We start from the raw sequence: 26097 nt of genomic DNA, 5'->3' as shown, positions 1-26097 counted from the left end.
TTGTGTAGAAATTATTTTTATTATACTTTAATTTTAAGAATAAAAAACTTATATTTTATCTATGTAGTAATAGAAAAATTGAGAAACGTAAAAATTACTTAATTTTAATATTTATGTGTTGTAATTGATAAAGCATTTTGGCAAATTCTAAGTCTTCGAAAGTATCAATATCGCAAATTTTATTTCTCGGAAGTAAAAAGGCTTTAGAATGAGGTTTAAACATAAAATCTTCTTCTAGCCATGCTTCTTTTTTGCCAAAGTAAAATGCTCCGCCATCATGATAAGCTTTGGTAAGATCTTGTGAGCGTTTGTTATAGTTTGATTCATCAAACATACAAACTTTATTTTGTTCATCAAGGTAAAAACCTCTTTGTATAGGGTATTCAAATTCACAAGCTGAAAATAAAAATTTGCACTCATCTTGACTGAATTGCTCAAAAGCTTTTTGCAAAATAAACTCATCTATAAGTGGTGCAGTAGCGTATAAACAACACACATTTTCATAAAATTTACCTTGCTTTTCTAGAGTGATGATGGCATCTTGGATTACAGCGGTTGAGCTTGCATAATCATCACTTAGTTCTTTTTTGCGCACAAAAGGAGCTTTGGCTCCATATTTTAAAGCCACTTCGATAATCTCATCGTCATCACTTGAGATAATCACATCATCAAAAATACATGAATTTAAAGCACTTTCTATGCTATAAGCAATCAAAGGTTTTCCTAAAAAATCGATAATATTTTTTCTAGGAATACGCTTAGAACCACCACGCGCTGGGATAATACAAATATTTTTCATAAATCATCTTTAAATTTTATAAAAAAGCAAGTATAATTTAACTTTAATTTTAAAAGGCTTAATATGCTCAAAGATGAAACTTATTTTATAGATTCTTGTGATGATGTAGAATTAAATATAAAAAGAGAAAGTAAACTAGAATTTCAACTTATATATGATGATACAAAAGAAATTGAAGCTATAATGTGTATTGTTCAAGGACTTGGGGCTGATATAAGAGATCCTGTTTTAAAGTTTAATATGGAATATTTTGCGTCAAAATATAATGTGGCGGTTTTGAGTGTAAATTATCATGGTATAGGTAACCGTCCGCAAACTGGTGCTAAGTGGTATTTAGATGATATTGATAAACTTATTTTTGATGCAAGTTTGAAAGCTATCAATATAAAAATTCCCTATAATATATCAAAACTTAACACTTTTGAGGAATTTTATCCTGCTATGAATTATCTTAATAAAGAAATTCAAAAAAAGAAAGATAACTGGGATTTTAGCAGAGAGTATTATTTGGACTTGAGTGTGAGTTTGCAGCTTACGAACAATGAATATCAAAATTATGGTATTATGCAAACGATTGATATGATAAATACTTTGCTTTATGTAAAAACAAAAATTTTTAAAAACAGTAATTTAAAAACCATTGTGGCAGGAGTTTCACATGGTGCTTATATGGGCGTATTGTCTGCAAAAATAGCTCCATGGGTTATAGATGCAATCATTGATAATTCTTCTCATGTGACGCTTGATGGAGATGCTTGGAGATATATAGGCTTTGGCAAGGAAGTTGATTATACTGAGTATTTTTGCTTTGGAACTTTTCACTATTTTAACAATATTAGACTTTGCGCTTCTGAAAAAACACTATGGACTACAAATAAACAATCGCCTTATTATTTTTCACTTGCTAGAAAACTCATTAGAGAAACACTAAATAAAGATCATTTAAATATACAAGCAAAATACCCAAATCCAAAATATATCGCTTATCATTCTAAATTTGATGAATATGTTCCTTTGGAAGAAAAAGAAGAATATGTTAGTATTTTAAAAGAACTTGGAGTTGATGTTGAATTTACAAAAATAACAGATAATCAACAAGTTGATGGTAAATTTATTAAAAATTTAACTCATGGTATGGGTATACCTATAAAACTACTTATTAAAAAACATTTGCCACAAATTTTACAAGAACCTTTAAAAGACAAAACTTGTAAAAAAGAAATCTCATACAGGTGTGATGATTTAATATATACTTTTAAAGAGGAAAATGAGCAAATATTACTTGATGTACAAAAATTAAGCTAGAATATACAAGAAAGGAAATAAATGAAAAATTTTTTTAACTCACTGCAAGATAAAGAATTTATTTTTGCACCACAATGTTATAAAACATGTAATGGTGGATGTTGTCATAATATTCATGCACAATATTTTAAATTTAATAAATCTAGTGCAGTGATATTGCCTATGCTTGAAGTTGAATATCTTTCACTAAAACAAGCTGGTAACACATATTTAGAAAATGGAAAAGTTAACACCTTTACTTTAAAAAATGGAAAAAAAATCAATGCTTATTTTGCAAAATGTGATTTAAATGGACTTTGTGATCCTCATGGTCTTAGACCTTTGATATGCAAGCTTTATCCTTATTATCCTCAGGTTGATTATGAGGGAAATTTTTTAGGGGTTAAACCTTGTGCTTTATTTGATATATTTTATAAAGATGCCAAAAAGCACTATTGCACCATAACCCATAGAAAAAATGATGAGTTTTTAAGAGAGTTTGAGCAAAGCACACAGGTATTAAGAAAAGAACCTATAATGATATTTGTATTTAAGGTACTTGAGGTAGTAGAAGAAACTCTTAAACAATATACTTATGATCATTATGGAAAAGTGGTTTATCTTGAAGAATTAACGCATGAGGAAAAATTTGATTTTTTTGCTTTTCAAGAGATCAATTCTATGACTATGCAAGCATATAGAAATGACAAATTTATTGATAAAATTCAAGATATATATGATAATCTAGAGTTGCGGTATCAAGATCAATTTACAAATTATTTTAATGATTAGAGAGAATTATGCTCAAAAATGAAACTTATTTCATAGACTCTTGTGATGATGTAGAATTAAATATAAAAAGAGAAAGTAAATTAGAATATAGAATAACTTATGATAATGACAAAGAGATGAAAGCTATCGTCTTTATCATAGGGGGATATGGAATAAATGTTGACCTGCAAGTAATGGACTTTAATAGACAGTTTATCGCCAAGAAATTTAATGTTGTAGCTGTTAATGTTTTGTATCATTGTTTTGGGTGTAGAATTAATAGTAAAGATAAAAATTACAGCGCCTCTTTTTCATATGATGATAGAGATGTTGGGTATTTTAAAGCACAGTTAAACAAACAAGGCTTTGTGTTTTCTGAAGATATTAATAAAGAAAATATACAAAATCAAATTGCTTCTTTGGAGTCTTTGATTGATTTTTATAAATCAAAAAATATATTGTCCAACGATTTTAAATTTTGTATAAACTCAACTCTGTCACCTTCAAATGATGAATATCAAAATTACGGTATTATGGCAGCCATTGATCATATAAATGCCTTAAAGGATATGTGTAAAAAATTTCCTATCTTTGGTAAATTACCTAAAATTTATGGTGGATGTTCTTATGGAGGTTACCTTTCTTTATTGATTGCTAAAATAGCCCCTTGGTATGTTGATGGAGTGGTAGATAATTCTGGTGAGGCAACACTAATTTTGGGTTGCATCATGGGAAAAGATTTAAATTTTCATGATATATATTATAATTATAAGAGTTTTATTATAGGTTGTTTTATAAAAACATACTGGAATTCTGATAAGTCATCTCCTTATTGTTTTAAAGATGAGCATTTTCTTATTAGAACTTTATTAAATAAAGAACATTTGATTTTACAAGCTCAAAAAAACAAAAATATATTTTATACGAGTTATCATAGCTCTAAGGATTTGTTAACTTCTTGTGAGAATAAAAGTTATTTTATGGAATTGCTAAAAATTTTAAATTATCAAGTAGATTTCAACTTGATAAAAGAAACTGATATTGATGGTAAATTTGCTAAAAATTTAGAACATGGATGCGGAATAAAAGACAAATCATTATTTAATAAAGAACTTCCAAAGATACTAGAAAAATTTAAAAACAAAAATTTCATTCTGAGAGAAGATAGCATAAGCTATCCTTGCAAGGATAAAGTTTTTACTTTTAAAGATAAGGGCGATAAATTTGTGCTTGAGATTATATAACTTTCTCAAGCATATTTTTTATTGTAGAAAAATCTTCAAAATTATCTGGAGTTATATATTTAGCATCTAAACTTTTTCCAATAAATTTTTCTATTTCTAAGATCAATCTCATCATATCCATGCTATCAATAACGTCATCATCCACTAAATTGCGACTGCTTTCATTGATATCACTTCTGTTGATTGCATTAAACATATTTTGTATATTTTCAAGTGTAATACTCATCAAATCTTCCTTTTAAATACTAAAATTTTTAAAAATTATACCATATTTAATTTTGCAAATAGAATATGAGCATTGTTTTGTTGACTTTATATTTGTTGGTGTTTGTAAAACTTCATTTTATTTATTATAAAAACCCATTCAAAACTTTCCTATCAATCTTCCCATTTGCATTTAAAGCAAATTGTTCTATTTTAACAAATTTCTTAGGTATCATGTAAGCAGGGAGTTTATCTTTTAAAAAGTTTTTAAAATCTAACTCTTCCTTGCTTTCATAAAAACAAATAATTTCTTCTTTAAAAATACAAGCACAATTTCTTACATTCTCATGAGAATTTATAATACTTTCTATCTCTCCAAGTTCTATACGATGACCCATATATTTGATTTGATGATCTATCCTTCCATAACATAAAAGTTCGCCAAATTCATTATAAGCTACCACATCACCTGTTTTATAAAGTAAGTCTAGATAATTATCATGCAAAGGATTTTGTACAAAAGCTTGTTTTGTTTTTTCTTTATCGTTGTAATACCCTAGAGAAAGACAAGTTCCTCTTACATAAAGCTCACCTTTAATTCCTATTTGACTTGGAGTAATTAAATTTAAATTCTCATCAAAGACTAAAAGCTGAGTATTTTTACAAGCTTTTCCTATAGGTAAAAGCTCGTCATCACTAAATTGTCTATTAACTATGTAAAAAGAGCATACATCGGTAATTTCAGTAGGTCCATAAAGATTAGCAAATAAAGCACTAGGAAGGTATTTACGCCAAATGTTGAGTTGTTTATTTGGCATGATTTCGCCACAAAAAAGAATTTTGTTTAAATGCCTTAGTGTAAAGGCTTCAAGAGCATTGGTGTTAGCAAAATAAATCAGCACAGAAGGTACCCAAAAAATTGTTGTTATTTTTTCTTGTTCTAGATACTCTAAAATTTTATTTGGAAAAGCAAAAAGATGATTTGGTAGTATATGAAGCGTAGCTCCCATTTTAACGCAACTAAATATATCTAATATGCTATTATCAAAGTAAAATGGCGCTTGATTAGCAAGTATATCTTCATGGCTTAGCTTAAAAGTTTCACATACCCAAAAAGTATAATCAATTGCACTTTTATGACTTATACTTACTCCTTTTGGAGTTCCTGTACTTCCGCTTGTAAAAAAAACATAAAGTAAATTAGTATCTATGTGATTATTTAAAGCTTTTTCTAAAGCATTTTCATTTATATCAAAACTTTTAAAATCTTCTGTGAAAATGGTATCAAGATTAAAATCTAAATTTAATTTTTTAGAAGTGATTAAAAGCTTTGGTTTTAAAACTTTTATGACTTTTTCTACACGCTCTTTAGGGCTTTTTTCATCTAAAAGTGTATAAAAATTTCCACTTTTTGCTACACCAAAAAAAGAAAGCAAACAATCAATCCCTTTAGGAAGTATGATTAATACAGGTTCTTGTGTGCTTTTAGTAGGAAGTTTAGAAAGAATTTCACTTGCTATTTTTTTACTTAAATTATCAAATTCTTTATAGCTTATGTTTCTGCCATTAAACTCAACAAAAGCATTTTTACTTCTAAATTTAGCAACACTTTCTTGTAAAAAATCATTGATGTGGGTTGTCATGAGCTTCCTTAAAAAAAATTTTGATTATAATAGCATAAATTATAATCTATGAAGGAAAATTATGCTCATAAATCAAACTTATTTTATAGACTCTTGTGATGATGTAGAATTAAATATAAAAAGGGAAAGTAAATTAGAATATAGAATCACTTATGATGATAGTAAGCGAATGAAAGCTATTGTTTTTATGATAGGTGCATATGGATCAAGTATATCTATGATGGAGTTTGATAGGCAATATATTGCTCAAAAATTTGATGTAATTGTTATTAATGTTGTATATTGGTGTTTTGGAACAAGATTGAGCGATGAGAAACAATATAGTGCAAAATTAATGGTTTTGGAAGAAGATTTATTAAGCTTAAAAAGAGTTATGTTGGATATGCAAATAAACAATAAGGATTTGCATATTGATTCTGCGGGATATTATATAAATATTTTAGATCAACATATTCAAAAATTTAAAGATGAGTCTAAAATCAATAGCGATTTTCAAGTTAGTATTACTTCAACTTTAATACCACCACATAATGAGTATCAAAATTATGGCATAATGGCAGCAATTGATCATATTAATGTTTTAAAGGATATTTACAAAAAATATCCACAATTTCAATACTTGCCTAAAATATACGGAGGATGTTCTTATGGAGGTTATCTGTCGTTATTGATTTCCAAAATAGCTCCTTGGCATGTGAATGCTGTTTTAGACAATTCTGGGGAAGCTTTGCTTTTATTAAGATATATTATAGGTAGAGAATTAAATCAAGTGGAATTTAACATCAAACAGAAAAATATTTCAATTGGTTGTTATTTAAAAACATATTGGAATACCAACCCTAATTCGCCTTTTTGCTTTAAAAATGAAAATTATATGATTAGAGCTTTGCTTAATCCAATCCACTTGAACATACAAGCTCAAAAAAATAATACTATAGAATACGTAAGCTATCATAGCTCTATTGATTTGATGAGTCCTGTAAAAGATAAAATTCAGCTGATGCAAATATATCAACTATTAGGTTACAATGTAGATTTTAAATTAATTAAAGATATAGATATCGACGGTAGATTTATTAAGCACTCTAATCATGGTGGAGGTATTACTATAAAAGCATTGTTTAAAAAAGAATTGCCTAAAATACTTGAGAAATTTCGAGATAAAAATTTTAAAACCAAACAAGATGAAATTTGCTATCCATGTAAAAACAAGGTTTTTACTTTTAAAGATGAAAATGATAAATTTGTTTTAGAGATTGTTTAAGGTTTTTTTACCTTAAACACCAGCTAAAGCTAAAAGATCACTTACTTTTTCACATTTTTTAAGATCATCACCGTTAATTTGCTTACCAAGTGAGTTTTTAAATAATACCATGATAGATACAAAAGCTAAGCTATCCCATTCATCAATATCATCTAAAATCATATTTTCTTTCAGTGTTTCATCCATATGCATAGCTTCGCTAATAGCTTCTAGTAATTCTTCTTTAGTCATTTTTTTCTCCTTTATAAATTGAAATTGTATCAGTTTTAAAGTTTTTATCAAAATTTATATAAGCACTTCCCCAGGCATATCCAGCGCCAAAAGCACTTAAAATGGCATTAAAATCATTTTTTTGTATTTCACAAAGTAAAGCAGGTAAAGAGCAAGCACTCAAATTAGCATATTTTGACATCAAAAAATTTGGTGCTTTAGAGCTATCAATACCCAAGTCATTTATAATAGAATCAACTAAAAATTGATTGGATTGATGCAATAAAAAATAATCCACTTCATCTTTATTTTTTTCACAGAAATCAAGCATTGCTTTTATACTTTGACTTTCAAGATTAAGCGCTTGGTTAAAAATTTCAGCCCCATCCATGTAAAGATTATCTAAGCCCCTATGTTTATTGGTTTGAAATATTTCTTTATTGGAGCTTTTACTCTCATCAAGTTTAGCAAAAGCTCTATTGGGTATGATGAGTTTATCAAAACCTTCTCCATTAGAATAAAGCTTAAAAAACGATTTTTCATTTGCACAACTTATGAGTGTTGCGCTTACTCCATCACCAAAGATTGGAGCTAAATTTGCATTCAAAGGGTTTATGGTTTTGCTTAAAGTATCACCACAAATTAATAAAATATTTTTTGCATTTTGATTTTCTAAAAAAGAAAAAGCTATAAATAAGCCATATAAATACCCCGAACACGCTTGATTTACATCAAAAGCTATAGTTTGAGGCTTTAAATTTAATCGTTTGTGAAGATAGTTTGCACATGATGGCATAAAAAAATCAGGTGTTTGAGTAACAAAAATCACCATATCAAGCTCATTTTTATCAAAATCAAGTATTTTAAATAAATTTATACTTGCTTCATAGGCTAAATCTGTTGTGCTAATATTTTCATCAGCGATAAATCTTTTTTGTATGCCTGAAATTTTTTTCATTCTTTTTAGCATTTTGACATCATTTTGAAAAACATCTTCTAAGCAATCATCTATATTTATGCATTTATTAGGCACACAAATGCTTATGCCCGCTATTTTGGCTTTATTAAAACTAGCTTTCAATTATAAGTCCTTCGTAATTTATCATTTCTTTTTGGATTAGAGCAAAATTTTCTTTTATATTTGCATTTAAACTATATAAAAATTCCAAAAATGGCATATTTCTTTCGCCTTTTTGAAAGTATAAAATACATTCTTTTGTATTAAAATACAGGTGTAATAACTCTATAGCCTTATATAGCATAATTTTTTCAAGCCTTCTTCCTAAGGCTCTACAACTTATGCAAAGATCTTTTATGATTAAATTTGTTTCATCTTCATAAGCTACAAAAATTGCTATAATACCACTATCGCTTAATTTATCACTCATACTTATAGTCAAAATAGCATGTTTTTGCATAAATTCTTTGCACTCTTTTAAGCTTAATCTTGAGTAGTTTGATATAAATTGATTAGTTTTATTAAGTAGTTGCGAAATTCTTTCAAGTTCATCTGCGTGGTTGATATGAAATTTCAAACAAATTTGTAATTTTTCAAAATACTCTTTAGGGTTAAGCTTGCTAAGCTCTTGTCTTTGTAAATTTGCTTTAATATCAGCACTTCTTAACTCATCTTCCTTGCTAAAGCTTGTTTTTAAAAGTCTAGGATAGAGCTTTAAACTATAAGCACTATTTTCATCAGCTAGTAAGGTGTTAATATGAAGGTGTGATACATTTTCAATTTCGGCTATATTATCATCAATAAACAGCACGCTATCAAAAGCTATATTAAAAAAATTTATAATTTCTTTAATATTTTCGTCTTTACTTTTCCAATTAGCCCTGATTATACTAAAATCATCAAGTTGTAATAAAAAGTCTTTTCTTTGTGTAAAAAGTTTTTTCACATCTTCTTCTTCGTTTTTTGAAGCAATGGCAAGTAAAAAACCTTGATTTTTTAAATTTAAAAGCTCACTTTGCAAGGCTTTATGATTGCTAGATAAAGCAAGATTTTCAATGCCATCTTCACCTAAAATTCCTTGGTATAAGGTATTATCAAGATCTATGATAATTGCTTTTAAAGTCGGTTGTAAAAAGCTAGGTAGGATTTTTAGTCCTAGAATTTGGGCTAATTTTACACAAGCTTTATTACTAAGTCTGCTTGCATTTATTTCAAAATTACTATCATCTATGATGAGATTTTCATCTAAAAAGGGCTTTAGTATTTTGCAAATACTATATTCTTTTAAGCTTGTATCGCCAAGTAAAAGTGTGATGATAGGAGCGTTGCTAATGCTTGATAGCTCTTGTATTTTTTCTTTGATAAAATCATCTACATTTTTTTTATAATTGTTTAAATCTATAAATATAATATTTAAATCTGCTTTTTGAAAATTATCATAACTTAAACTATCATCATAAGAGCTTATGTTAAATTCAGCCTTTAATTTACTAAAGGCTAAAAATGCATTTAGTATGCTTGAAATCACTTCAAAAGAGTGATTTCTAAAAACATTAATAGCAATTTTTTTATAATGATTTTCCTTGCTAAGTTTTATAAGATCATTTCTTTTTAAATTTGGTGAAAAAAGATTCATTTTAGCTCTACTAATTCTATTAATAAATTATTACTCATCATCACAAAGCAAAGTTTTGCAAAATAACTTGCTTTCATTATGTCAACAACCAACAAACCATCATTTAAAAGCAAAGATAAATCTTGCTCTATATTTTTGCTTTCATAAGCTATATGATACATTTTAGTTTTATTTTTCAAATAGCTATCTAAAACGCCTTTTTCATTTAAATTTGACAAAAGTTCAAAGCGATATTGGGGGAATAAGTTATTTTTTGGAATGATAAATTCTCCCTTTACCCCTTGTTGTTCGTCTATAAATTCAGCTTCTTTAATAAAACCTAGCTTTTCAAATATTTTTCTTTCTTTTTCTAAAGATTTACATGCTACACCTATATGGTGGATTGGTAAATTTAAATTCATTTTTCAAATACCACAGCCATAGTTATAGCATTTTTAAATTTTAAAGCTTTTTCTAAAGAATAGTCATTTGCCATAAAACATTCATATTGTTTTATTTTTAAATCTGCTTTTTTTGCCATTTCAAAAATTTCATTTGGATGTGTAAATAAGTATATATGATCAATTGCAGGTGCGTTGATAGGTATGGTTGCAAAAATTTCACCTTCATCGCTTAATAAGTCTTTTGCTCTTTTTAAAAATTCTAAAGGCTGTTCAACATGTTCTAAAACTTCTCCAATTACTATTAAATCAGCCTTTTTGTGAAATTGAAATTGAAAAAAATCTTTACATAAAAATTCACAATTATTAATTAAATTTTTAACTTGATTTTCCACCATATTTTTTGTCAATTCGCAACTAGTAGGGGATAAATCTAAACCTAAATAATAATCAAATTTCAAACTTTTAACAGCTTTAGTAAAAAATTCTCCATGTCCTGGGCCTATTTCAAAATAATTATCATGTTTGCTTTTTGATTGAAGATAATTTTCAAAATACTTTCTAACTTTTATATGAGCAATCCAAATATAAGATGAAAGCGCAAGCCCTATCATGTATTTTTTCATATAAGTTTCATTAAAATAGACTTTATCTTTTACTTCTTCAAAACTTTTATATCTATATGAGTTATTTTCTATGAAATATTTTGTTTCTTCTAAAGTGTCATTAAGTATAGTTAAATAGCATTCGCACTGCTCTTGTAAAGAAATATTGTTTTGAAGATAATATGAAATGAGATTTTCAAATTCTATTTCATCTTCATTTGTTAGACTGATTTTATTTAAATATTTTGCGTGAATTGGATTTTTTATAGCTATTAACTCAAATAAGTTTTTAATATTTTTCATTTTTTACCTTTGATTTGATAGCTTGCAAAAGTTCATTTTGTGATTTTAGCTGACTTAATTCATCTTTGCTAAATTTGATTTCAAATTCTTCTTCTAAGCTCATGATTATATCAATATGATTTAAAGAAGTCCAATTTTTGCAATTTTGCATGCTTAAATTTGAATTTTCATCAACTTTTACTTCTAGTATATTTTCTAAAATTTCATAAAATTTATTTTCCATGGTCAATCGCCTTTTTTATCATTCTCTCAATAGCTTCGTAACTTTCAAAATTTTCTATTAATATAAATTCTGACTTTAAAGGTATATTGTAGTATTTTTCTATTTCATTTACTAGCATCATTATATCTAAGCTGTCTATGATATTGTCTGTAACAAGATTTTTCATTTCTTTGTTTATTTCGGGTTTTTCTATGTTTGTAAAAAAAAATTCAATTTCTTTTAGCATTATTATTTCCTTGATTTAAAAAATTTAAATTTATTTTCGTATTTTTATGTATTTCTAGGGTTATTGCATTTAAACTAATACTAGCTCCTTGTGTCATTAATAATAATTTTCTTCCAAGTAGATGTTGGTTTAAAAATAAATCAAACATAATTGAGTTAGCGTTTAAAAATCCAAATTTTTCAAATGCAAAAACACTTGGTATTTTATTTTTTTCTATATTTAATTTTGAGATTAATTGAAAATAAGTAAATTTGTTAGGTGAGTGTAAAAGATAAAAATCGGGAGTATTTCCATCATCCAAAAATAAATCAAAAAAAATGGGTAGTTTTTCTTGTGTAAAATTAAAAAATATATCATTGTTTATTTTTAATTCATTTATCCCTTCTTTATAGCATGTCATTGGCAATGTTTCTTTTAGTGTGCAATCGGAAAAATTTTGTTCAGCGTATGTGCATTTATGGTATACATTTGCTTTTTCTATCAATATAGCACATGCGCTATCACTAGAATACATAAAAAAATTTGTATCATTAATTTTCTTGTTTATAACAGATGTATAAACAATGGCAACATTATTTATATTTTCATTGTTTAATATTGTAAATGCTTCAAAAATACCTTGGGTTATTGAGGTGCAAAATCCAAATTTATCTATCATTATCAGATCGTTATGTAAATTTAATTTTTGATGTATTAAAAAGCTCATTGATGGAGCTAAAAAATCTGGTGATGGTGAGATCACAATCAAAGCATCAAGTTTTTTTGAATCAAAATTTTTAAATATATTTTTTAAAGCATCAATTGCTAAATCACTAGCATATGTTTCTTGGTCACAAATAAAATGTTTGCTAAATCCTAGATGTTCTTTTATTCTCTTAATCTTTTTGTCATGTATTTCTGGAAATTCTTGATTGTAGTTTAAATTAAATTGCGGCAAAACTAATTCTATATTTTTTATATTGTGCTGTTGTATTTTAATTTTTTTCATAAATGATTTTACTCCCTAATTTTTATCTGATAAAAAATAAGGATCTCTTTTTAAGTACTTTAAGGTACTTTGAAAATATTTTATACTGTTTGTACTTACAATACAAGATCCTGCAAAATTGATTATATGAAAATTATTATCCTCTTTTAAAATTAAAATTTGTTTTTTTGCAGATAAAACTACATCTTCTTTTAAGTCCCTAACATAGTAATCAATATTTATATTTTGTTTGGTATTTTTTTCATCTATTAAAATTCCACTAAAATTTTTATAATATCTATAAGGAACTTTACAAAACTCTTCTATATAATGGACAAAAGTATATCCACTATTATACATTCCAAATAAAATTATATTTCCATTTTCTTTTGTTAAAATATCATATACACTGTTTTTTCCAAAACAACTTGTAGTGTCTTTTAAAAATAATTTTTCTTTGGCTCCTTTTATAGCAAAAGAAAATATAGGATCATTTGTTCTTTTTGTACCATTATATTTTCTGAAATATTCTGTCAAAATTCCAACTTCACTTCTTGAGTTTAATTTGTTGTAAATTCTATTTTTGCAAAAACTATAGGTAAATGTAGGCATGATTAAAGTACCTTCTTTGCCTATAACTTCAAAAAAACAATCTAATATAGTTTGTAAAAATTCATTTCTAGGAAGCAAGGGTGTGCCAAAATTAAAAAGTTCAGTATGCACACATAAAATATCACCTTTTGTAATGCCAAGTTTTTTAAAAGCTTCTATTAAGTCAACATTAGAGTATTTTTTATCATTGTGTTTTAAGAAATATTTCATTTTATTAATCCGTGAAATTTTAATTTTTCTATTAAATCTTTTAATTCATAAGCTTGTATATTTAGCTTTGAGGTTATATCTAAAACATCATTTTTGCCATCACAAAAGGCTAGAAAATCAGCTGAGATTGGTTTTTTGGTAATTCCTTGATTTAAAGTATGATATAATCCTCTTTTGCCTAAATTTGGTTCACAAAAAGTTGTGATTTGATAAATTTCATTCACTTCTAAATTCATAATGATTTCTTGCATGGCTTTTAAGCCACCTTGCAATCCTTTTTCACTGATGAAATTTAAATCATCTTTGCTAGTGTGGTATTCTTTATAATCACCAAATCTAGTCCTACATATGCAAACTACGGGTAAATTTACCAAAGGAGAACAAAACTGTCTTTCGTTGCCACCTCTATATAAAAAACTAAATTCTTTAAAATTATTTTTAACTTTTAAAGTGTGCAAAGCTACTTTATCTGCTAGGGTATTTTCACTTGGAGTGTGAATGAGTGAATAAGCATTATCATCACCTATGCAAGAGAGTACAAAACCTGCTTTGGTATGCTTTTGTAAATGCTTTAAATGTTTGCTAAGATAAACTATACTCCCTATAGTTTCAGGAGCAAAAACAAAACGATAATTATATTTTCTCTCTTTCAGCCCCAAAAGCCATTTAGCTAAAAATGTAGCTACCACAGGGCCACTTAACTCATTATTTGCCATAGATGGATGACAAAGGTAAGTGGAAATTAAAATTTCATCTTTTGTTTTTTGCGTGCTAGGTATGAGTAAATCAGCATAGTTTAAAACCCCATTTTCATGGTGTTTTGCATCGATGAAAACTTTATATTTTCCTTCTTTTAGTTTAACTCTATCTTCATGTTTTATACAAAAACCCCAACGCCTTTTATAATAACTTGTTACATAAGGTATGGCATCTGGATAATTTTCTATAGAGTATAAATGCTCTTGTAGCTCATCTAGTGAGATTTCATCATCTATACCTTCGCTATAGTATAATACATGTAAATTATTTTGTTTAAAATCACAAATTTTTTCTCCATCTGGAGTGATGATATAAGCATCGTTTATCTCCCATTCGGCAGGTATCTCCCAGTCAAATACTTTACTTCCGCTTGCTATAGAGTGAATTTTTAATATACCCCCCCCCATAGCCTCATCAAGTATTTTTAAGCTTTGTCTAAAGCCAGCCCCTGTAATACTTCTACATATAGGAAAAAGCTCACAAGCTAACTCATACATACTTTTACTCACAACAAGCCTTTTTAGTTTCTTCTAAAATCTTAAATAAACTATCTTTAATAAATTGCGCTTCTTTTAGACTCATTTCTTGATGAGCAGGTATGCTAAGTTCAGCTTTATAAAAATTATCCGCATTTTCTAAAAATAAATTTCCATATAAGTTTTTATAAAAACTAAATTCATAAGTAGGTTTATAATGCACTTGCACACCTATACCTAAATTTAATAATTTTTCAAAAATAATCTCTTTTTGGCAATAAAACTCAGGAAAAAGCAAAATAGGGTATAAATGCCTTGAGCTTTTTTTATAATCTTTGATTTTTATAGTGCTAAAATAAGGATTTTTTTCAAATTCTTTATCATAAAAACTTGTGATGACTTCTCTTTTTTCTAGCATATTATCAAGTTTTTTTAGTTGATTTATGCCCAAAGCACAAGCTACATCACTTAAACGATAATTATAGCCTAGTTCAATCATATCGCTATCCCAAAGTCTTTTTTTGACTATGCCATGACTTCTTAAAAGCTTGATTTTTGAGATTAATTCCTCATCATTGCTAACGACTGCGCCACCCTCAAAGGTTGTGATAGGTTTAACCGGATGAAAAGAAAATATGCTCAAATCGGCCATAGAGCCTACTTTTTGATCTTTATAAGTAGCACCTAGAGCATGACTTGCATCATCTATTAATGGGATATTATATTGTTTAGTTAAGGCTAAGATTTCATCCATTTCTACGCTATTTCCCGCAAAATCAACCACGCAAATTGCCCCTATATTAGAGCTATCTTGATTTAATCTTAAAGCAAGTTTTTTCTCATCAATATTTCCATCACTTTTTACATCTATAAACTCCACTCTAGCATCTGCCATTAAAGCAGCATTTGCAGTTGCAGCAAAGCTAATGGGGGTTGTTAAAACAATTTTTTCTTTTACATTTAAAGACAAATATGCAAGGTGTAAAGCAGAAGTGGCTGAATTTAACACACAAGCATATTTTACACCTACATATTCACAAAGGGCTTGTTCAAATTCTTCAACCTTTTTTCCACCGGTTAAAAAATCATCCTTTAAAGCCTCACAAACTACTTGTATGTCTTGTTCGTCGATATTTTGATGAGAATAAGTTATCATTTTTCAAGCTCTGTATGATTTATTATATTTAAAAGCTCTTCTTGGCTAATCCATGATGGATTATTATCTGAGCTATAAGAAAAGCCATTAGAAACTTTTTTACCTTTTTGTCCTTTTGCATTTATACTAAAATCAACATTAATATTATTAAATTGGATACTTGGGCTAATGGCATAATAATTTTCAAATTCATAAGTTAAATGACTATCATCACTTGAAATCATAATTTCATGTAGTTTTTCACCTGCTCTTATACCTATGATTTTATGAGCTAAATTAGGAGCCATAGTTTTAGCTAAATCAACGATTTTCATAGAAGGAATTTTTGGCACGAAAATTTCCCCTCCATGCATATAAGCAAAATTATTCAGCACGAAATTAACCCCATCTTCTAAAGATATCCAAAATCTTGTCATTCTCTCATCTGTGATAGGAAGCTCTTTAGCGCCTTCATTGATTAGTTTTTTAAAAAATGGTATAACAGAGCCTCTTGAGCCTACTACATTACCATATCTTGTAACGCTAAATTTGGTATGAGAATTTCCTGCGATGTTATTTGCTGCTACAAAAAGCTTATCACTTGCAAGCTTTGTAGCTCCGTATAAATTAATAGGATTGCATGCTTTATCGGTTGAAAGAGCGATACATTTTTCTACATTATTTTCCAAACACGCATCGATTACATTTTGCGCTCCATGGATATTAGTTTTTATACATTCCATTGGATTATATTCTGCAATTGGTACATGTTTCATAGCAGCTGCATGGATGACAAAATCAACATCCTTCATCGCTATATTTAATCTTTCTTTATCTCTTACATCACCTATAAAATAACGCATGCAATTATCATTAAATTCTCTTGCCATTTCAAATTGCTTGAGTTCATCGCGTGAATAAATGATGATTTTTTTAGGTTTGTATTTTTGAAGTAAAGTTTTAGTATAAGTTTTTCCAAAACTTCCTGTACCACCGGTGATTAAAATGCTTTTTCCATTAAACATATATATTTTCCTATTACTTGACTAAGTTTTTATATCGGCTGAAAATAAAATTATTTTAAAATTCTTGGTAAAGTTATACCTGTTTGAGCTTGATATTTACCTTTTTTATCAGCATATGTTACATCACAAGGCTCATCTCCTTGTAAAAACAAAACTTGAGCTATACCTTCATTAGCATAAATTTTAGCAGGTAGTGGGGTTGTGTTTGAAATTTCTATAGTGATATGTCCTTCAAAACCTGGCTCAAAAGGAGTTACATTCACTATAATACCACATCTTGCATAAGTACTTTTACCAAGGCAAATAGCTAAAACATCATTTGGCATTTTAAAATACTCAACCGTTCTAGCAAGCGCGAAAGAATTTGCAGGTACTATACATACATCTCCTACAAAATCTACTACATTTTCTTCTACAAAATTTTTAGGATCTACAACAGTGGAATTTACATTGGTAAAAATTTTAAATTCTCTTCCAACTCTTATATCATATCCATAGCTTGAAAGCCCATAACTAACTATACCTTTACCTATATTTGCTTCACAAAATGGCTCTATCATATTGTGCTCTAATGCCATTTTTTTGATCCAATTATCTGCTTTTAAGCCCATTTTTGTCCTTTATAATTAAAGTGAATTTTTAAATTATATCTTAAAATAAAAGTAAAAAATAAATAATTGAAGTTATTTTTAGTATTTTTATATATAATTATAAATTAAGTCTTATAAATTAAGGAGAATATATGACAAAAGAAGAAATCAAAGAACTAATGCAACTTTTTGCAGAATCAAGTATAAGCAAGATTAAAATAAAAGAACAAGATGGATTTGAAATAGAACTAGAAAAAGATTTATGTTGTGAATTACCAGCTCCAACTCCTGTTGCTCCAGCTCCACAGCCAATTAATGTAAATGTAGTTAATGAGACCAAAGCAAGCTCAAACTCTTCTAATAAACCAACTATCAATAGCCCTATGGTAGGTACTTTTTATCAAGCTCCAAGCCCAGGTGCAGCACCTTTTGCTAAAGCAGGACAAACTATTAAAAAAGGAAGTACTATAGCAATTATTGAAGCGATGAAAATCATGAATGAAATCGAAGCTGAATATGATTGTAGGATAGTAGAAGTATTAGTTGCAGATGGTCAGCCTGTAGAATTTGGCATGCCTTTATTTGTGGTGGAGAAATTATAAAATGGAAATTAAAAAAGTTTTAATAGCAAATCGTGGAGAAATTGCATTAAGAGCTTTAAGAACTGTAAAAGAAATGGGAAAAAAAGCAATTTGTGTGTATTCTACTGCAGATAAAGATGCTTTGTATTTAAAATATGCTGATGCGAGTATTTGTATAGGAAATGCTAGAAGTTCAGAAAGTTATTTAAATATCCCAGCTATTATTAGTGCGGCTGAAATTAGCGAAGCGGATGCGATTTTTCCAGGGTATGGATTTTTAAGTGAAAATCAAAATTTTGTTGAAATTTGTGCAAAGCATAATATCAAATTCATAGGTCCTTCAGTTGCTGCTATGGCACTAATGAGTGATAAAAGTAAAGCAAAACAAGTAATGCAAAGAGCAGGTGTGCCTGTAATCCCAGGAAGCGATGGAGCTTTGGGTGGGGTTGAAGCAGCAAAAAAACTTGCTAAAGAAATAGGCTATCCTGTGATTTTAAAGGCAGCAGCAGGTGGCGGTGGTCGTGGTATGCGTGTAGTTGAAGATGAAAAAGATTTAGAAAAAGCTTATTGGTCAGCAGAAAGTGAAGCGATGAGTGCTTTTGGTGATGGAACTATGTATATGGAAAAATACATCCAAAACCCACGCCATATAGAAGTGCAAATCATAGGAGATAGCTTTGGTAACGTGATACATTTGGGTGAGAGAGATTGCTCTATGCAAAGACGCCATCAAAAGCTTATAGAAGAATCTCCTGCAATTTTACTAGATGAAAAAACAAGAAAAAGACTCCATGAAACAGCAGTTAAAGCTGCTAAGGCTATTGATTATGAGGGTGCGGGAACTTTTGAGTTTTTAGTGGATAAAAATTTAGATTTTTATTTTATCGAGATGAATACGCGCTTGCAAGTTGAGCATTGTGTGAGTGAGATGGTAAGTGGGGTAGATATTATCGAGCTTATGATTAAAGTAGCAGAAGGGTATCCTTTACCAAAGCAAGAAGAAATTAAACTTAAAGGCCATTCTATAGAATGTAGAATCACTGCTGAAGATTCCAAAACTTTCTTACCTTGCCCAGGTAAAATCACAAAATATGTAGCTCCAGCAGGACGCAATGTAAGAATGGAAAGTCATTGTTATCAAGATTATAGCGTACCTCCTTATTATGATTCTATGATTGGAAAATTAGTTGTTTGGGGAGAAGATAGGAACACAGCTATTTCTAAAATGAAAATAGCCTTGCAAGAGCTTATTGTAGGTGGGATTAAAACAACAAAAGATTTTCATTTAGCAATGATGGATAATGCAGATTTTATCAATAATAATTATGATACAAATTATCTTTCAAGACATTAATTTAAGATAGGTTTTTTAAACCTATCTTAATTCTTCTATATGAGCATTTGCTCTTATTTTATCAAGATGATTTTTTAAGGCTTGTTCTTTTTGAGTTAGAGTATAGATATTGCTAACTTGATCTTTGATTAAGTCAAATTCAATAGGATTTTTACCATATTTTTCTTTTACAAAATATATTATATAAGCATTTTCACCATTTAATACCGGAGTAAATTCTCCTATTTTTGTATTGTTTAATAAAGCAAGTAATCTTGGATCTAAACTAGCTGCGTTTAAACTAATGGCTTTTGATTTAATTTGAGAATTTTTATACATAGGATTTTGTGCAAGCTGTTGTAAAAGTTCAGGATTAGTAGAATTATAAACAACTAAGTCTATATTTGAAAAAGTGCTAAATTTATCAAGGTTACTTTCATAAAAATGTTTTAGTGTTTCATCATCAATATTGATTTTTGCATTTTGCATTATGCTTCTATAAAGCTTTTCTCTTTCAAGATCTTTTCTAACTTTATTTTTAAAAACTTCAAAACTTAAACCATCTTTTTCTATCTTTGATTGCAAACCATTAATGTCGGTTTTATTGCCTTTTGCTATTTGGGCTAATTTTTCATTAAGTTCAAAAGTACTTACATAAATTCCTAACTTTTTAGCTTCACTTTGTTGAACTTTATCATCTACTAAAAATGCTATAGCTTTTTGTTTATCGTCAGTTTTTAATTCTTTCATGGTTTGTTCTATATCATAAAGAGTAATAGGTTGATTTTCTACTACCATTGCTACGCCACCAAGGGTTTGAGCATATAAAATATTTGCAGCAAAACAACAAGATATTAAAAATTTTCTCATATAAAACCTTTATTTAAGTGTAAATATAGCATTATAACAATAAAAATTTAAAAAAGGTAAAAATATGCAAGAAATCACAACGCGTTTTGCTCCTTCTCCAACAGGATATTTGCACATAGGAGGGCTTAGAACGGCTTTATATAATTATCTTTATGCGAGAAAAAATAAGGGTAAATTTTTATTGCGTATTGAAGATACGGATTTAAAAAGAAATTCACAAGAAGCTACACAAGCTATTATAGAAGCATTTAAATGGTGTGGGCTTGATTATGATGGGACGATTGAGTATCAATCTCAAAGATTTGATATTTACAAAAAATGCATTCAAAAATTATTAGATGAGGGTAAGGCTTATTATTGTTATATGAGCAAAGAAGAGCTTGATGAGTTAAGAGCTAAGCAAGAAGCAGCCAAAGAGCGCCCAAAATACGATGGTAGATATAGAGATTTTAAAGGAACTCCCCCAAGTGGTATTGAGCCTGTGGTGCGTATAAAAGCACCACAAAGTGGAGAGATTAAATTTATAGATGGTATTAAAGGCGAGGTTAGTTTTAAGGCTGAAGATATTTTAGATGATTTTGTAATTGCAAGAAGCGATGGTAGCCCAATTTATAATTTAACTGTTGTAATTGATGATGCACTAATGGGTGTGAGTGATGTTATAAGAGGGGATGATCATTTATCAAATACCCCAAAACAAATCGTTCTTTATGAGGCACTAGGCTTTAAAATTCCTAAATTTTATCATGTGGCTATGATACATGGTGAAGATGGTAAAAAACTTTCTAAGCGTCATGGGGCAACTGATGTGATGGAGTATAAAAATATGGGGATTTTACCTCAAGCCTTGCTAAATTTCTTAGTGCGTCTTGGTTGGAGTCATGGCGATGATGAAATTTTTTCTTTAGAAAGTATGCAAGAGCTTTTTGATCCAAATCATATTAATAAAAGTGCTTCTTGTTATAATTTTAAAAAGCTAGAATGGCTTAATGCTCATTATATTAAAACTTTACCTTTTGAAGAAATCAATAGACAATTAAAAGATTTAGGATTTGATTTAAGTCAGTATGAAAAAGCGGGATTTTTACTGGATATGTTAAGAGAGAGAGCTAAAACCTTACATGATATTATTAGTGGGGCTAAAGTGTTACTAAATGACCCAAAAGAATACGATCAAAAGGCTGTAGATAAATTTCTTAATGTAACAAATTTAACTTATTTGGAAAAATACGCTATGGTTTTAAATGAGCAAAAAAATGCTTGCGAATTTGAAGAATTAACTAATCAATTCTTAGAAGAAAATAATCTTAAGTTAAAAGATCTAGCTCAAGCCATACGCATTGCACTTACTGGAAGCTCGGTAAGTCCTAGTATATTTGAAGTATTAGAATTTTTAGGAGTGCAAAAAGCTAAGCTTAGAATAGAAAATTTACTAACTTACATGAAGGGGAAATAATGAATTTAAAAGAAGAGGCTTTAGAATACCACTTAGGGGGTAAAGTAGATATTGTTGCTAGAAAGCCTATGGATAGTGCGCATGATTTATCTTTAGCTTATTCTCCGGGGGTTGCTGAACCTTGTGTTGAGATAGCAAAAGATGAAACTTTGGCTTATAAATACACCAATAAAGCTAATTTAGTTGCCATAGTAAGTGATGGTAGTGCGGTTTTGGGACTTGGCAATATAGGAGCAAGCGCAAGTAAGCCTGTGATGGAAGGAAAGGCTTGTTTGTTTAAAAAATTTGCTAATGTTAATGCTTATGATTTAGAAATTAATGCTCATAGTGTAGATGAGATTGTTACCTTTTGTAAAGCTATAGCACCTACTTTTGGAGGAATTAATTTAGAAGATATTTCAGCACCAAAATGCTTTGAAATAGAAGCTGCTTTGCAAGATCTTGGAATTCCAGTAATGCATGATGATCAACATGGTACTGCGATCATTTCTACAGCAGGATTAATGAATGCTATGGAAATTAGTGGTAAAAAATTTGAAGATATTAAAGTAGTAGTAAGTGGTGCGGGTGCAGCGGGTATTGCAAGTGCTAGAATGTATAGAAATTTGGGGGTTAAAAATATCGTTTTAGTAGATAGTAAGGGTGTGATTAATACTCAAAGAGATGATTTAAATAAATACAAACTAGAATTTGTAAGCGATACCAAAGATAGCACTTTAAGAGAGGCTTTAAAAGATGCTGATGTGTTTTTGGGTTTGAGTGCACCTAAGATTTTAGATGATGAGATGATTTTAAGTATGGCTAAAGATCCTGTGATTTTTGCACTAGCTAATCCTGTGCCTGAAGTAATGCCTGAAGATGTTAAAAGGGTTAGAAATGATGCTATAGTTGGAACAGGTAGAAGTGATTATCCAAATCAAATTAACAATGTTTTAGGTTTTCCTTTTATTTTTAGAGGAGCCTTAGATGTAAAAGCGACTAAAATCACTGAAAATATGAAAGTAGCTGCTGCTAAAGCTTTGGCTGATTTAGCTAAGCTTGAAGTAACTGATGAGGTAAAACAAGCTTATGGAGTAGAAGAGCTTAGCTTTGGTAGAGATTATGTTATACCAAAACCATTTGATAGCAGGGTAAAAGCTGTAGTTAGTGCTGCTGTGGCAAAAGCTGCAGTTGAAGATGGAGTGGCTTTGGTAAAAGAATTTGACTATCAAAAATATCTAGCAAGCTTACAATAGTTTTTATAGATTAAGTTTTATTTAAAATATTTTTTTGAATAAAACTTAATTTTTATTTTCAATCTTTCAATTTGACTTTTCTATTATTTTAATTTTTTACTTAATAATCTAAGATTGCAAAATAATTTTTACAATAAATGTTAAATTTTGATATAAATTTTAGTATTGATTATATTTTTAATTAAATTAATTTATATTTAAGATATTTTTTTATAGGATACTAATACTTAATCATAGAAAGGCTAAGATGGTTTTTGGAAAGATAGATTATCTTAATTTACTCCCTTTGCATATCTATCTTAAAAAAACAGCTTTTTCTAGCTATGTTAAGCAAACTACAGAATACAAAAAAGGGGTTCCTAGTAAGCTAAATCGCCATTTGTATTTTAGACGCATTGATGCAGCGATTATTTCAAGTATTGAAAGTCGTAGAAAAAAATACAAAACCTTAAATGTGGGAATTTGCGCAAGCAAAAAGGTAAAAAGCGTTTTAGTAAAAAAACATTCTCAAAGCAAAGAAGATGCAAGTTCTGCAACTTCTAATGCTCTTGCAAAAGTTTTAAAGCAAAAAGGGGAGGTTATCATCGGTGATAAGGCTTTAAAACTTTATTTGCAAAATCCAAAAGATTATATTGATTTGTGTGAATTATGGTATGAAAAGACCAAATTACCTTTTGTTTTTGCACGCTTTTCTTGTGTTAAAAATTTTTCTATTTATAAAAAAATGATGAAAAATTTCACCAAAAGTAAAATTTTCATTCCACAATATATTTTGCTAGATTATTCTAAATCAAGAAATCTTTCTCAAAAGGAAATTAGCGCATACTTAAAGCTAATTTATTACAAAATAGGAACAAAGGAGCAAATGGCGCTAAAAAAATTTTTAGCTAAAACAAACAGCAAGATACTATAAAAAGGACAATTTATGAGTATGGCTAAACAATATATCAATGAAACTTTAGAAAAAATTCAAACAATTTCCCCAAGACAACCTATATTTTTTCAAGCAGCAACTGAGGTATTAAATTCTTTAGAACCTTTACTCGAATCTAATAAAACCTACCAAGATCATGCAATATTAGAGCGTATTGTAATGCCTGAAAAAACAACTATATTTAGAGTTGTATATATCAATGATGCAGGTAAAGCTCAAACACATTTTGGCTATAGAGTGCAGTTTAACTCTAGTTTAGGTCCTTATAAAGGTGGACTTAGATTTCATCCTAGTGTGAATTTGGATGTTTTAAAATTTTTAGGTTTTGAGCAAATTTTCAAAAATTCTTTAACAGGTTTGATGATAGGCGGTGCTAAAGGTGGAGCAAATTTTGATCCTAAAGGTAAAAGTGAAGCAGAAATTATGCGTTTTTGTCAAGCTTTTATGGCCGAGCTTTCAAAAATCATAGGAGCAAGCACTGATGTTCCAGCTGGTGATATAGGGGTTGGTGCTAGGGAAATTGGATATATGTTTGGAGCTTATAAGAAAATTAGCTCTAATTTTGATGGAACTTTAACGGGAAAGAAAATTCCATGGGGTGGAAGTTTAGCAAGAACAGAAGCAATAGGATATGGTTGCGTGTATTTTACCCAAGAAATGCTAGCAAAATATAACAATGCATTAGAAGGAAAAGAGTGTGCAGTCTCAGGTAGTGGAAATGTGGCAATTTATACCATAGAAAAATTACATCAACTTGGTGCAAAAGCAATCACAATAAGCGATAGCGATGGATTTGTTTATGATAAAGATGGGATAGATTTAGATTTATTAAAAGAAATTAAAGAAGTAAAAAGAGCTAGGGTGAGTGATTATGCAGTGCTTAAAAAAGGTGCTATTTTTACTCCAAAAAGTGCGTATAAACAAGGTTGCAATGGGGTATGGAGTATACCTTGTGATATAGCTTTTCCAAGTGCTACGCAAAATGAGTTAAATTTAGAAGATATTAAAACTTTATATCATAATGGTTGTCGTATGGTAGCAGAGGGAGCTAATATGCCAAGCACACTTGAAGCGATTGATTTTATGTTAAATCAAAAAGACTTTTTATTTGCTCCAGCTAAGGCTGCAAATGCAGGCGGGGTAGCGACTTCTCAACTTGAAATGCAACAAAATGCAAGTATGTGTCAATGGAGTTTTGATGAAGTTGATGCAAAATTGCATAAGATTATGAAAAATATTTTTGAAAATTCATACGAGTGTGCAAAAGCTTATAATCATGAAGGAAATTTAGTAGTAGGTTCAAACATAGCAGGCTTTAAAAAAGTAGCTGATGCGATGATTGATCATGGTTATATTTAAAAAGATGGCTTAAATGCCATCTTTAATGCATATAAAAAAAGCTTGTTATTTGATTAGCGATTTTTTCTTCTAAAGATTCTTTGGCTCTATCTATATTGCCAAGATAAGCAGTTCTTGCTAAAAGTGAGGTGCTTTGAGTAGAGTTTTTGGAACTAATTTGTAAATTAACTTGCAAAAGATAGTAATTTTCTACTTCCATTTCAAAAACATTATCTATTTTATCAAAGTCATTATAAAAAAATCTCGCATTAGAAGCAATTAGTCTTTGTGCGTAAGAAAATTTCTTAAAATCTACTATATTGATATAAATTTTATAATCACTTTGAGTATTATCTAAAACCAATCCCAAATTTTGTAATTTTTGAGCGAGTTTGGCCTCTAAATTTGTGTTTAATTTTGAAGGATTATTGATGTGTAAAGAAAAACTTTGATTTTTATTAGCATGTAGGAAAATACCCTCATTATTTGTTTGGATAAAAGTTTGCATAGGGCCTGTGCAAGCACTTAAAAATAGTGCAAGCGCAAGCAAGAAAAGATTATTTTTGAGCATCGATTATGGTTGGTACGGCGCGAAGACCAAGTTTAGAGTATTTTGCAAAAGTTTCTCTTACTGCTTTAACTTCAGCTTCACTAGGTTTTTTATAATCTTTTAAATTTTTATCATAGTATTTTTTCATGATAGCAATTTTTTGTGCATCGTCTTTAGCATTTTTACTTTCTTTATAGATTAATGCAGATTTTTCAAATGCGCTTGTATCATGGATAGGAGTTAAGATAAATTTAACTTGATGAGTTTTTAGTGTTT

Annotated in this window: 28 protein-coding genes and 1 pseudogene; 10 read left to right on the top strand and 19 right to left on the bottom strand. The window is 28.9% G+C overall.

Translation table 11 applies throughout. The features are described 5' to 3' along the window. Positions 1–94 precede the first annotated feature (94 nt). Positions 95–799 (bottom strand): pseudaminic acid cytidylyltransferase, encoded by a 705-nt coding sequence (pseF, locus tag CAMP5121_RS06705; RefSeq protein ID WP_337215159.1) that lies wholly within the window; start codon positions 797–799, stop codon positions 95–97. 63 nt (positions 800–862) lie between these two features. Here pseF and CAMP5121_RS06700 point away from each other — a divergent pair, with 63 nt between their 5' ends. Genes CAMP5121_RS06700 through CAMP5121_RS06690 form a run of 3 tightly spaced genes read left to right on the top strand, consistent with a single transcriptional unit; the run spans position 863 to position 4098 of the window. Next, positions 863–2104 carry a DUF2920 family protein gene (locus CAMP5121_RS06700; protein ID WP_337215158.1) on the top strand — a complete coding sequence of 414 codons (1242 nt, stop codon included), beginning with the start codon at positions 863–865 and terminating at the stop codon, positions 2102–2104. 21 nt (positions 2105–2125) lie between these two features. Beyond that, on the top strand, positions 2126–2875 hold the full coding sequence (locus CAMP5121_RS06695; RefSeq protein WP_337215157.1) for a hypothetical protein: 750 nt from the start codon (positions 2126–2128) through the stop codon (positions 2873–2875). Between the two features lie 8 nt (positions 2876–2883). Next, on the top strand, positions 2884–4098 hold the full coding sequence (locus CAMP5121_RS06690; RefSeq protein WP_337215156.1) for a DUF2920 family protein: 1215 nt from the start codon (positions 2884–2886) through the stop codon (positions 4096–4098). Here the strand turns inward: CAMP5121_RS06690 and CAMP5121_RS06685 are convergent. After that, positions 4091–4324 carry an acyl carrier protein gene (locus tag CAMP5121_RS06685; protein ID WP_337215155.1) on the bottom strand — a complete coding sequence of 78 codons (234 nt, stop codon included), beginning with the start codon at positions 4322–4324 and terminating at the stop codon, positions 4091–4093. The genes CAMP5121_RS06690 and CAMP5121_RS06685 overlap by 8 nt on opposite strands. 124 nt (positions 4325–4448) lie before the next feature. Further along, complete coding sequence (locus tag CAMP5121_RS06680; protein WP_337215154.1) at positions 4449–5945, bottom strand: amino acid adenylation domain-containing protein; 1497 nt, start codon at positions 5943–5945, stop codon at positions 4449–4451. Between the two features lie 61 nt (positions 5946–6006). Between CAMP5121_RS06680 and CAMP5121_RS06675 the strand changes: the two genes are divergently transcribed. Continuing rightward, positions 6007–7209 (top strand): DUF2920 family protein, encoded by a 1203-nt coding sequence (locus CAMP5121_RS06675; RefSeq protein ID WP_337215153.1) that lies wholly within the window; start codon positions 6007–6009, stop codon positions 7207–7209. Positions 7210–7221: 12 nt separating this feature from the next. On the opposite strand, the gene CAMP5121_RS06670 is transcribed toward CAMP5121_RS06675, so the two are convergent. The 13 genes from CAMP5121_RS06670 to dcd are packed head-to-tail and all read right to left on the bottom strand — an operon-like array spanning position 7222 to position 17545. After that, positions 7222–7440: an acyl carrier protein gene (locus CAMP5121_RS06670; RefSeq protein WP_173787023.1), complete on the bottom strand. Its 219-nt coding sequence runs from the start codon at positions 7438–7440 to the stop codon at positions 7222–7224. Further along, entirely contained in the window at positions 7433–8500 is a 1068-nt protein-coding gene (locus CAMP5121_RS06665) for a beta-ketoacyl-ACP synthase III (protein WP_337215152.1), read from the bottom strand. Before CAMP5121_RS06665 ends, CAMP5121_RS06670 begins: the two co-directional genes overlap by 8 nt. Continuing rightward, the gene (locus tag CAMP5121_RS06660; RefSeq protein ID WP_337215151.1) at positions 8490–10013 is read right to left on the bottom strand and encodes an HAD-IIIC family phosphatase; all 1524 of its coding nucleotides are present in this window, start codon (positions 10011–10013) and stop codon (positions 8490–8492) included. The genes CAMP5121_RS06665 and CAMP5121_RS06660 overlap by 11 nt, the downstream gene beginning before the upstream one ends. Then, positions 10010–10414, bottom strand: coding sequence for a VOC family protein (locus CAMP5121_RS06655; protein ID WP_220566909.1), 405 nt, complete (start codon positions 10412–10414; stop codon positions 10010–10012). The genes CAMP5121_RS06660 and CAMP5121_RS06655 overlap by 4 nt, the downstream gene beginning before the upstream one ends. Further along, on the bottom strand, positions 10411–11301 hold the full coding sequence (locus tag CAMP5121_RS06650; RefSeq protein WP_261530475.1) for a class I SAM-dependent methyltransferase: 891 nt from the start codon (positions 11299–11301) through the stop codon (positions 10411–10413). The genes CAMP5121_RS06655 and CAMP5121_RS06650 overlap by 4 nt, the downstream gene beginning before the upstream one ends. After that, a complete protein-coding gene (locus CAMP5121_RS06645; RefSeq protein WP_220566911.1) occupies positions 11288–11524 on the bottom strand; it encodes an acyl carrier protein in 237 nt (78 codons plus the stop codon). Before CAMP5121_RS06645 ends, CAMP5121_RS06650 begins: the two co-directional genes overlap by 14 nt. Then, positions 11514–11750 carry an acyl carrier protein gene (locus CAMP5121_RS06640; RefSeq protein ID WP_337215150.1) on the bottom strand — a complete coding sequence of 79 codons (237 nt, stop codon included), beginning with the start codon at positions 11748–11750 and terminating at the stop codon, positions 11514–11516. Before CAMP5121_RS06640 ends, CAMP5121_RS06645 begins: the two co-directional genes overlap by 11 nt. Beyond that, positions 11734–12738: a hypothetical protein gene (locus CAMP5121_RS06635; RefSeq protein ID WP_337215149.1), complete on the bottom strand. Its 1005-nt coding sequence runs from the start codon at positions 12736–12738 to the stop codon at positions 11734–11736. Before CAMP5121_RS06635 ends, CAMP5121_RS06640 begins: the two co-directional genes overlap by 17 nt. A 15-nt stretch (positions 12739–12753) precedes the next feature. Continuing rightward, positions 12754–13539: an AAC(3) family N-acetyltransferase gene (locus tag CAMP5121_RS06630; protein WP_337215148.1), complete on the bottom strand. Its 786-nt coding sequence runs from the start codon at positions 13537–13539 to the stop codon at positions 12754–12756. Beyond that, on the bottom strand, positions 13536–14795 hold the full coding sequence (locus CAMP5121_RS06625; RefSeq protein WP_337215166.1) for a DUF4910 domain-containing protein: 1260 nt from the start codon (positions 14793–14795) through the stop codon (positions 13536–13538). Before CAMP5121_RS06625 ends, CAMP5121_RS06630 begins: the two co-directional genes overlap by 4 nt. A gap of 4 nt (positions 14796–14799) precedes the next feature. After that, the gene (gene pseC, locus CAMP5121_RS06620; RefSeq protein ID WP_337215147.1) at positions 14800–15930 is read right to left on the bottom strand and encodes a UDP-4-amino-4,6-dideoxy-N-acetyl-beta-L-altrosamine transaminase; all 1131 of its coding nucleotides are present in this window, start codon (positions 15928–15930) and stop codon (positions 14800–14802) included. Then, positions 15927–16934 (bottom strand): UDP-N-acetylglucosamine 4,6-dehydratase (inverting), encoded by a 1008-nt coding sequence (gene pseB, locus CAMP5121_RS06615; RefSeq protein ID WP_263679066.1) that lies wholly within the window; start codon positions 16932–16934, stop codon positions 15927–15929. The genes pseC and pseB overlap by 4 nt, the downstream gene beginning before the upstream one ends. 50 nt (positions 16935–16984) lie before the next feature. Then, complete coding sequence (dcd, locus tag CAMP5121_RS06610) at positions 16985–17545, bottom strand: dCTP deaminase (RefSeq protein ID WP_012661997.1); 561 nt, start codon at positions 17543–17545, stop codon at positions 16985–16987. A 131-nt stretch (positions 17546–17676) separates the two neighbouring features. On the opposite strand from dcd, the gene accB reads away from it, so the two are divergent. Continuing rightward, on the top strand, positions 17677–18126 hold the full coding sequence (gene accB, locus CAMP5121_RS06605; RefSeq protein WP_337215146.1) for an acetyl-CoA carboxylase biotin carboxyl carrier protein: 450 nt from the start codon (positions 17677–17679) through the stop codon (positions 18124–18126). A 1-nt stretch (position 18127) separates the two neighbouring features. Beyond that, positions 18128–19459 carry an acetyl-CoA carboxylase biotin carboxylase subunit gene (locus CAMP5121_RS06600; protein ID WP_263679068.1) on the top strand — a complete coding sequence of 444 codons (1332 nt, stop codon included), beginning with the start codon at positions 18128–18130 and terminating at the stop codon, positions 19457–19459. Between the two features lie 21 nt (positions 19460–19480). Here the strand turns inward: CAMP5121_RS06600 and CAMP5121_RS06595 are convergent, their stop codons facing one another. Beyond that, positions 19481–20308: a peptidyl-prolyl cis-trans isomerase gene (locus CAMP5121_RS06595; protein WP_337215145.1), complete on the bottom strand. Its 828-nt coding sequence runs from the start codon at positions 20306–20308 to the stop codon at positions 19481–19483. Between the two features lie 64 nt (positions 20309–20372). Here CAMP5121_RS06595 and gltX point away from each other — a divergent pair, with 64 nt between their 5' ends. From gltX to gdhA, 4 genes are all read left to right on the top strand, one after another. Then, a complete protein-coding gene (gene gltX / locus CAMP5121_RS06590) occupies positions 20373–21764 on the top strand; it encodes a glutamate--tRNA ligase (protein ID WP_337215144.1) in 1392 nt (463 codons plus the stop codon). Continuing rightward, positions 21764–22999 carry a malic enzyme-like NAD(P)-binding protein gene (locus CAMP5121_RS06585; RefSeq protein WP_337215143.1) on the top strand — a complete coding sequence of 412 codons (1236 nt, stop codon included), beginning with the start codon at positions 21764–21766 and terminating at the stop codon, positions 22997–22999. Before gltX ends, CAMP5121_RS06585 begins: the two co-directional genes overlap by 1 nt. A gap of 247 nt (positions 23000–23246) precedes the next feature. After that, a complete protein-coding gene (locus tag CAMP5121_RS06580; protein WP_337215142.1) occupies positions 23247–23912 on the top strand; it encodes an MqnA/MqnD/SBP family protein in 666 nt (221 codons plus the stop codon). Positions 23913–23924: 12 nt separating this feature from the next. Then, positions 23925–25292 carry an NADP-specific glutamate dehydrogenase gene (gdhA, locus tag CAMP5121_RS06575; protein ID WP_337215141.1) on the top strand — a complete coding sequence of 456 codons (1368 nt, stop codon included), beginning with the start codon at positions 23925–23927 and terminating at the stop codon, positions 25290–25292. 22 nt (positions 25293–25314) lie between these two features. On the opposite strand, the gene CAMP5121_RS06570 is transcribed toward gdhA, so the two are convergent. Beyond that, on the bottom strand, positions 25315–25842 hold the full coding sequence (locus CAMP5121_RS06570; protein WP_263702261.1) for a hypothetical protein: 528 nt from the start codon (positions 25840–25842) through the stop codon (positions 25315–25317). Continuing rightward, positions 25829–26097, bottom strand: a pseudogene (locus tag CAMP5121_RS06565) (thioredoxin fold domain-containing protein); the annotation flags it as partial. The gene CAMP5121_RS06570 and the pseudogene CAMP5121_RS06565, both read right to left, overlap by 14 nt.

This window comes from Campylobacter sp. 2352 PW (genome assembly GCF_024723575.1).
Lineage (GTDB): Bacteria > Campylobacterota > Campylobacteria > Campylobacterales > Campylobacteraceae > Campylobacter_D.
The sequence above is the reverse complement of the archived record's forward strand: the minus strand, read 5'-3'. Positions and strand labels throughout refer to the sequence as shown.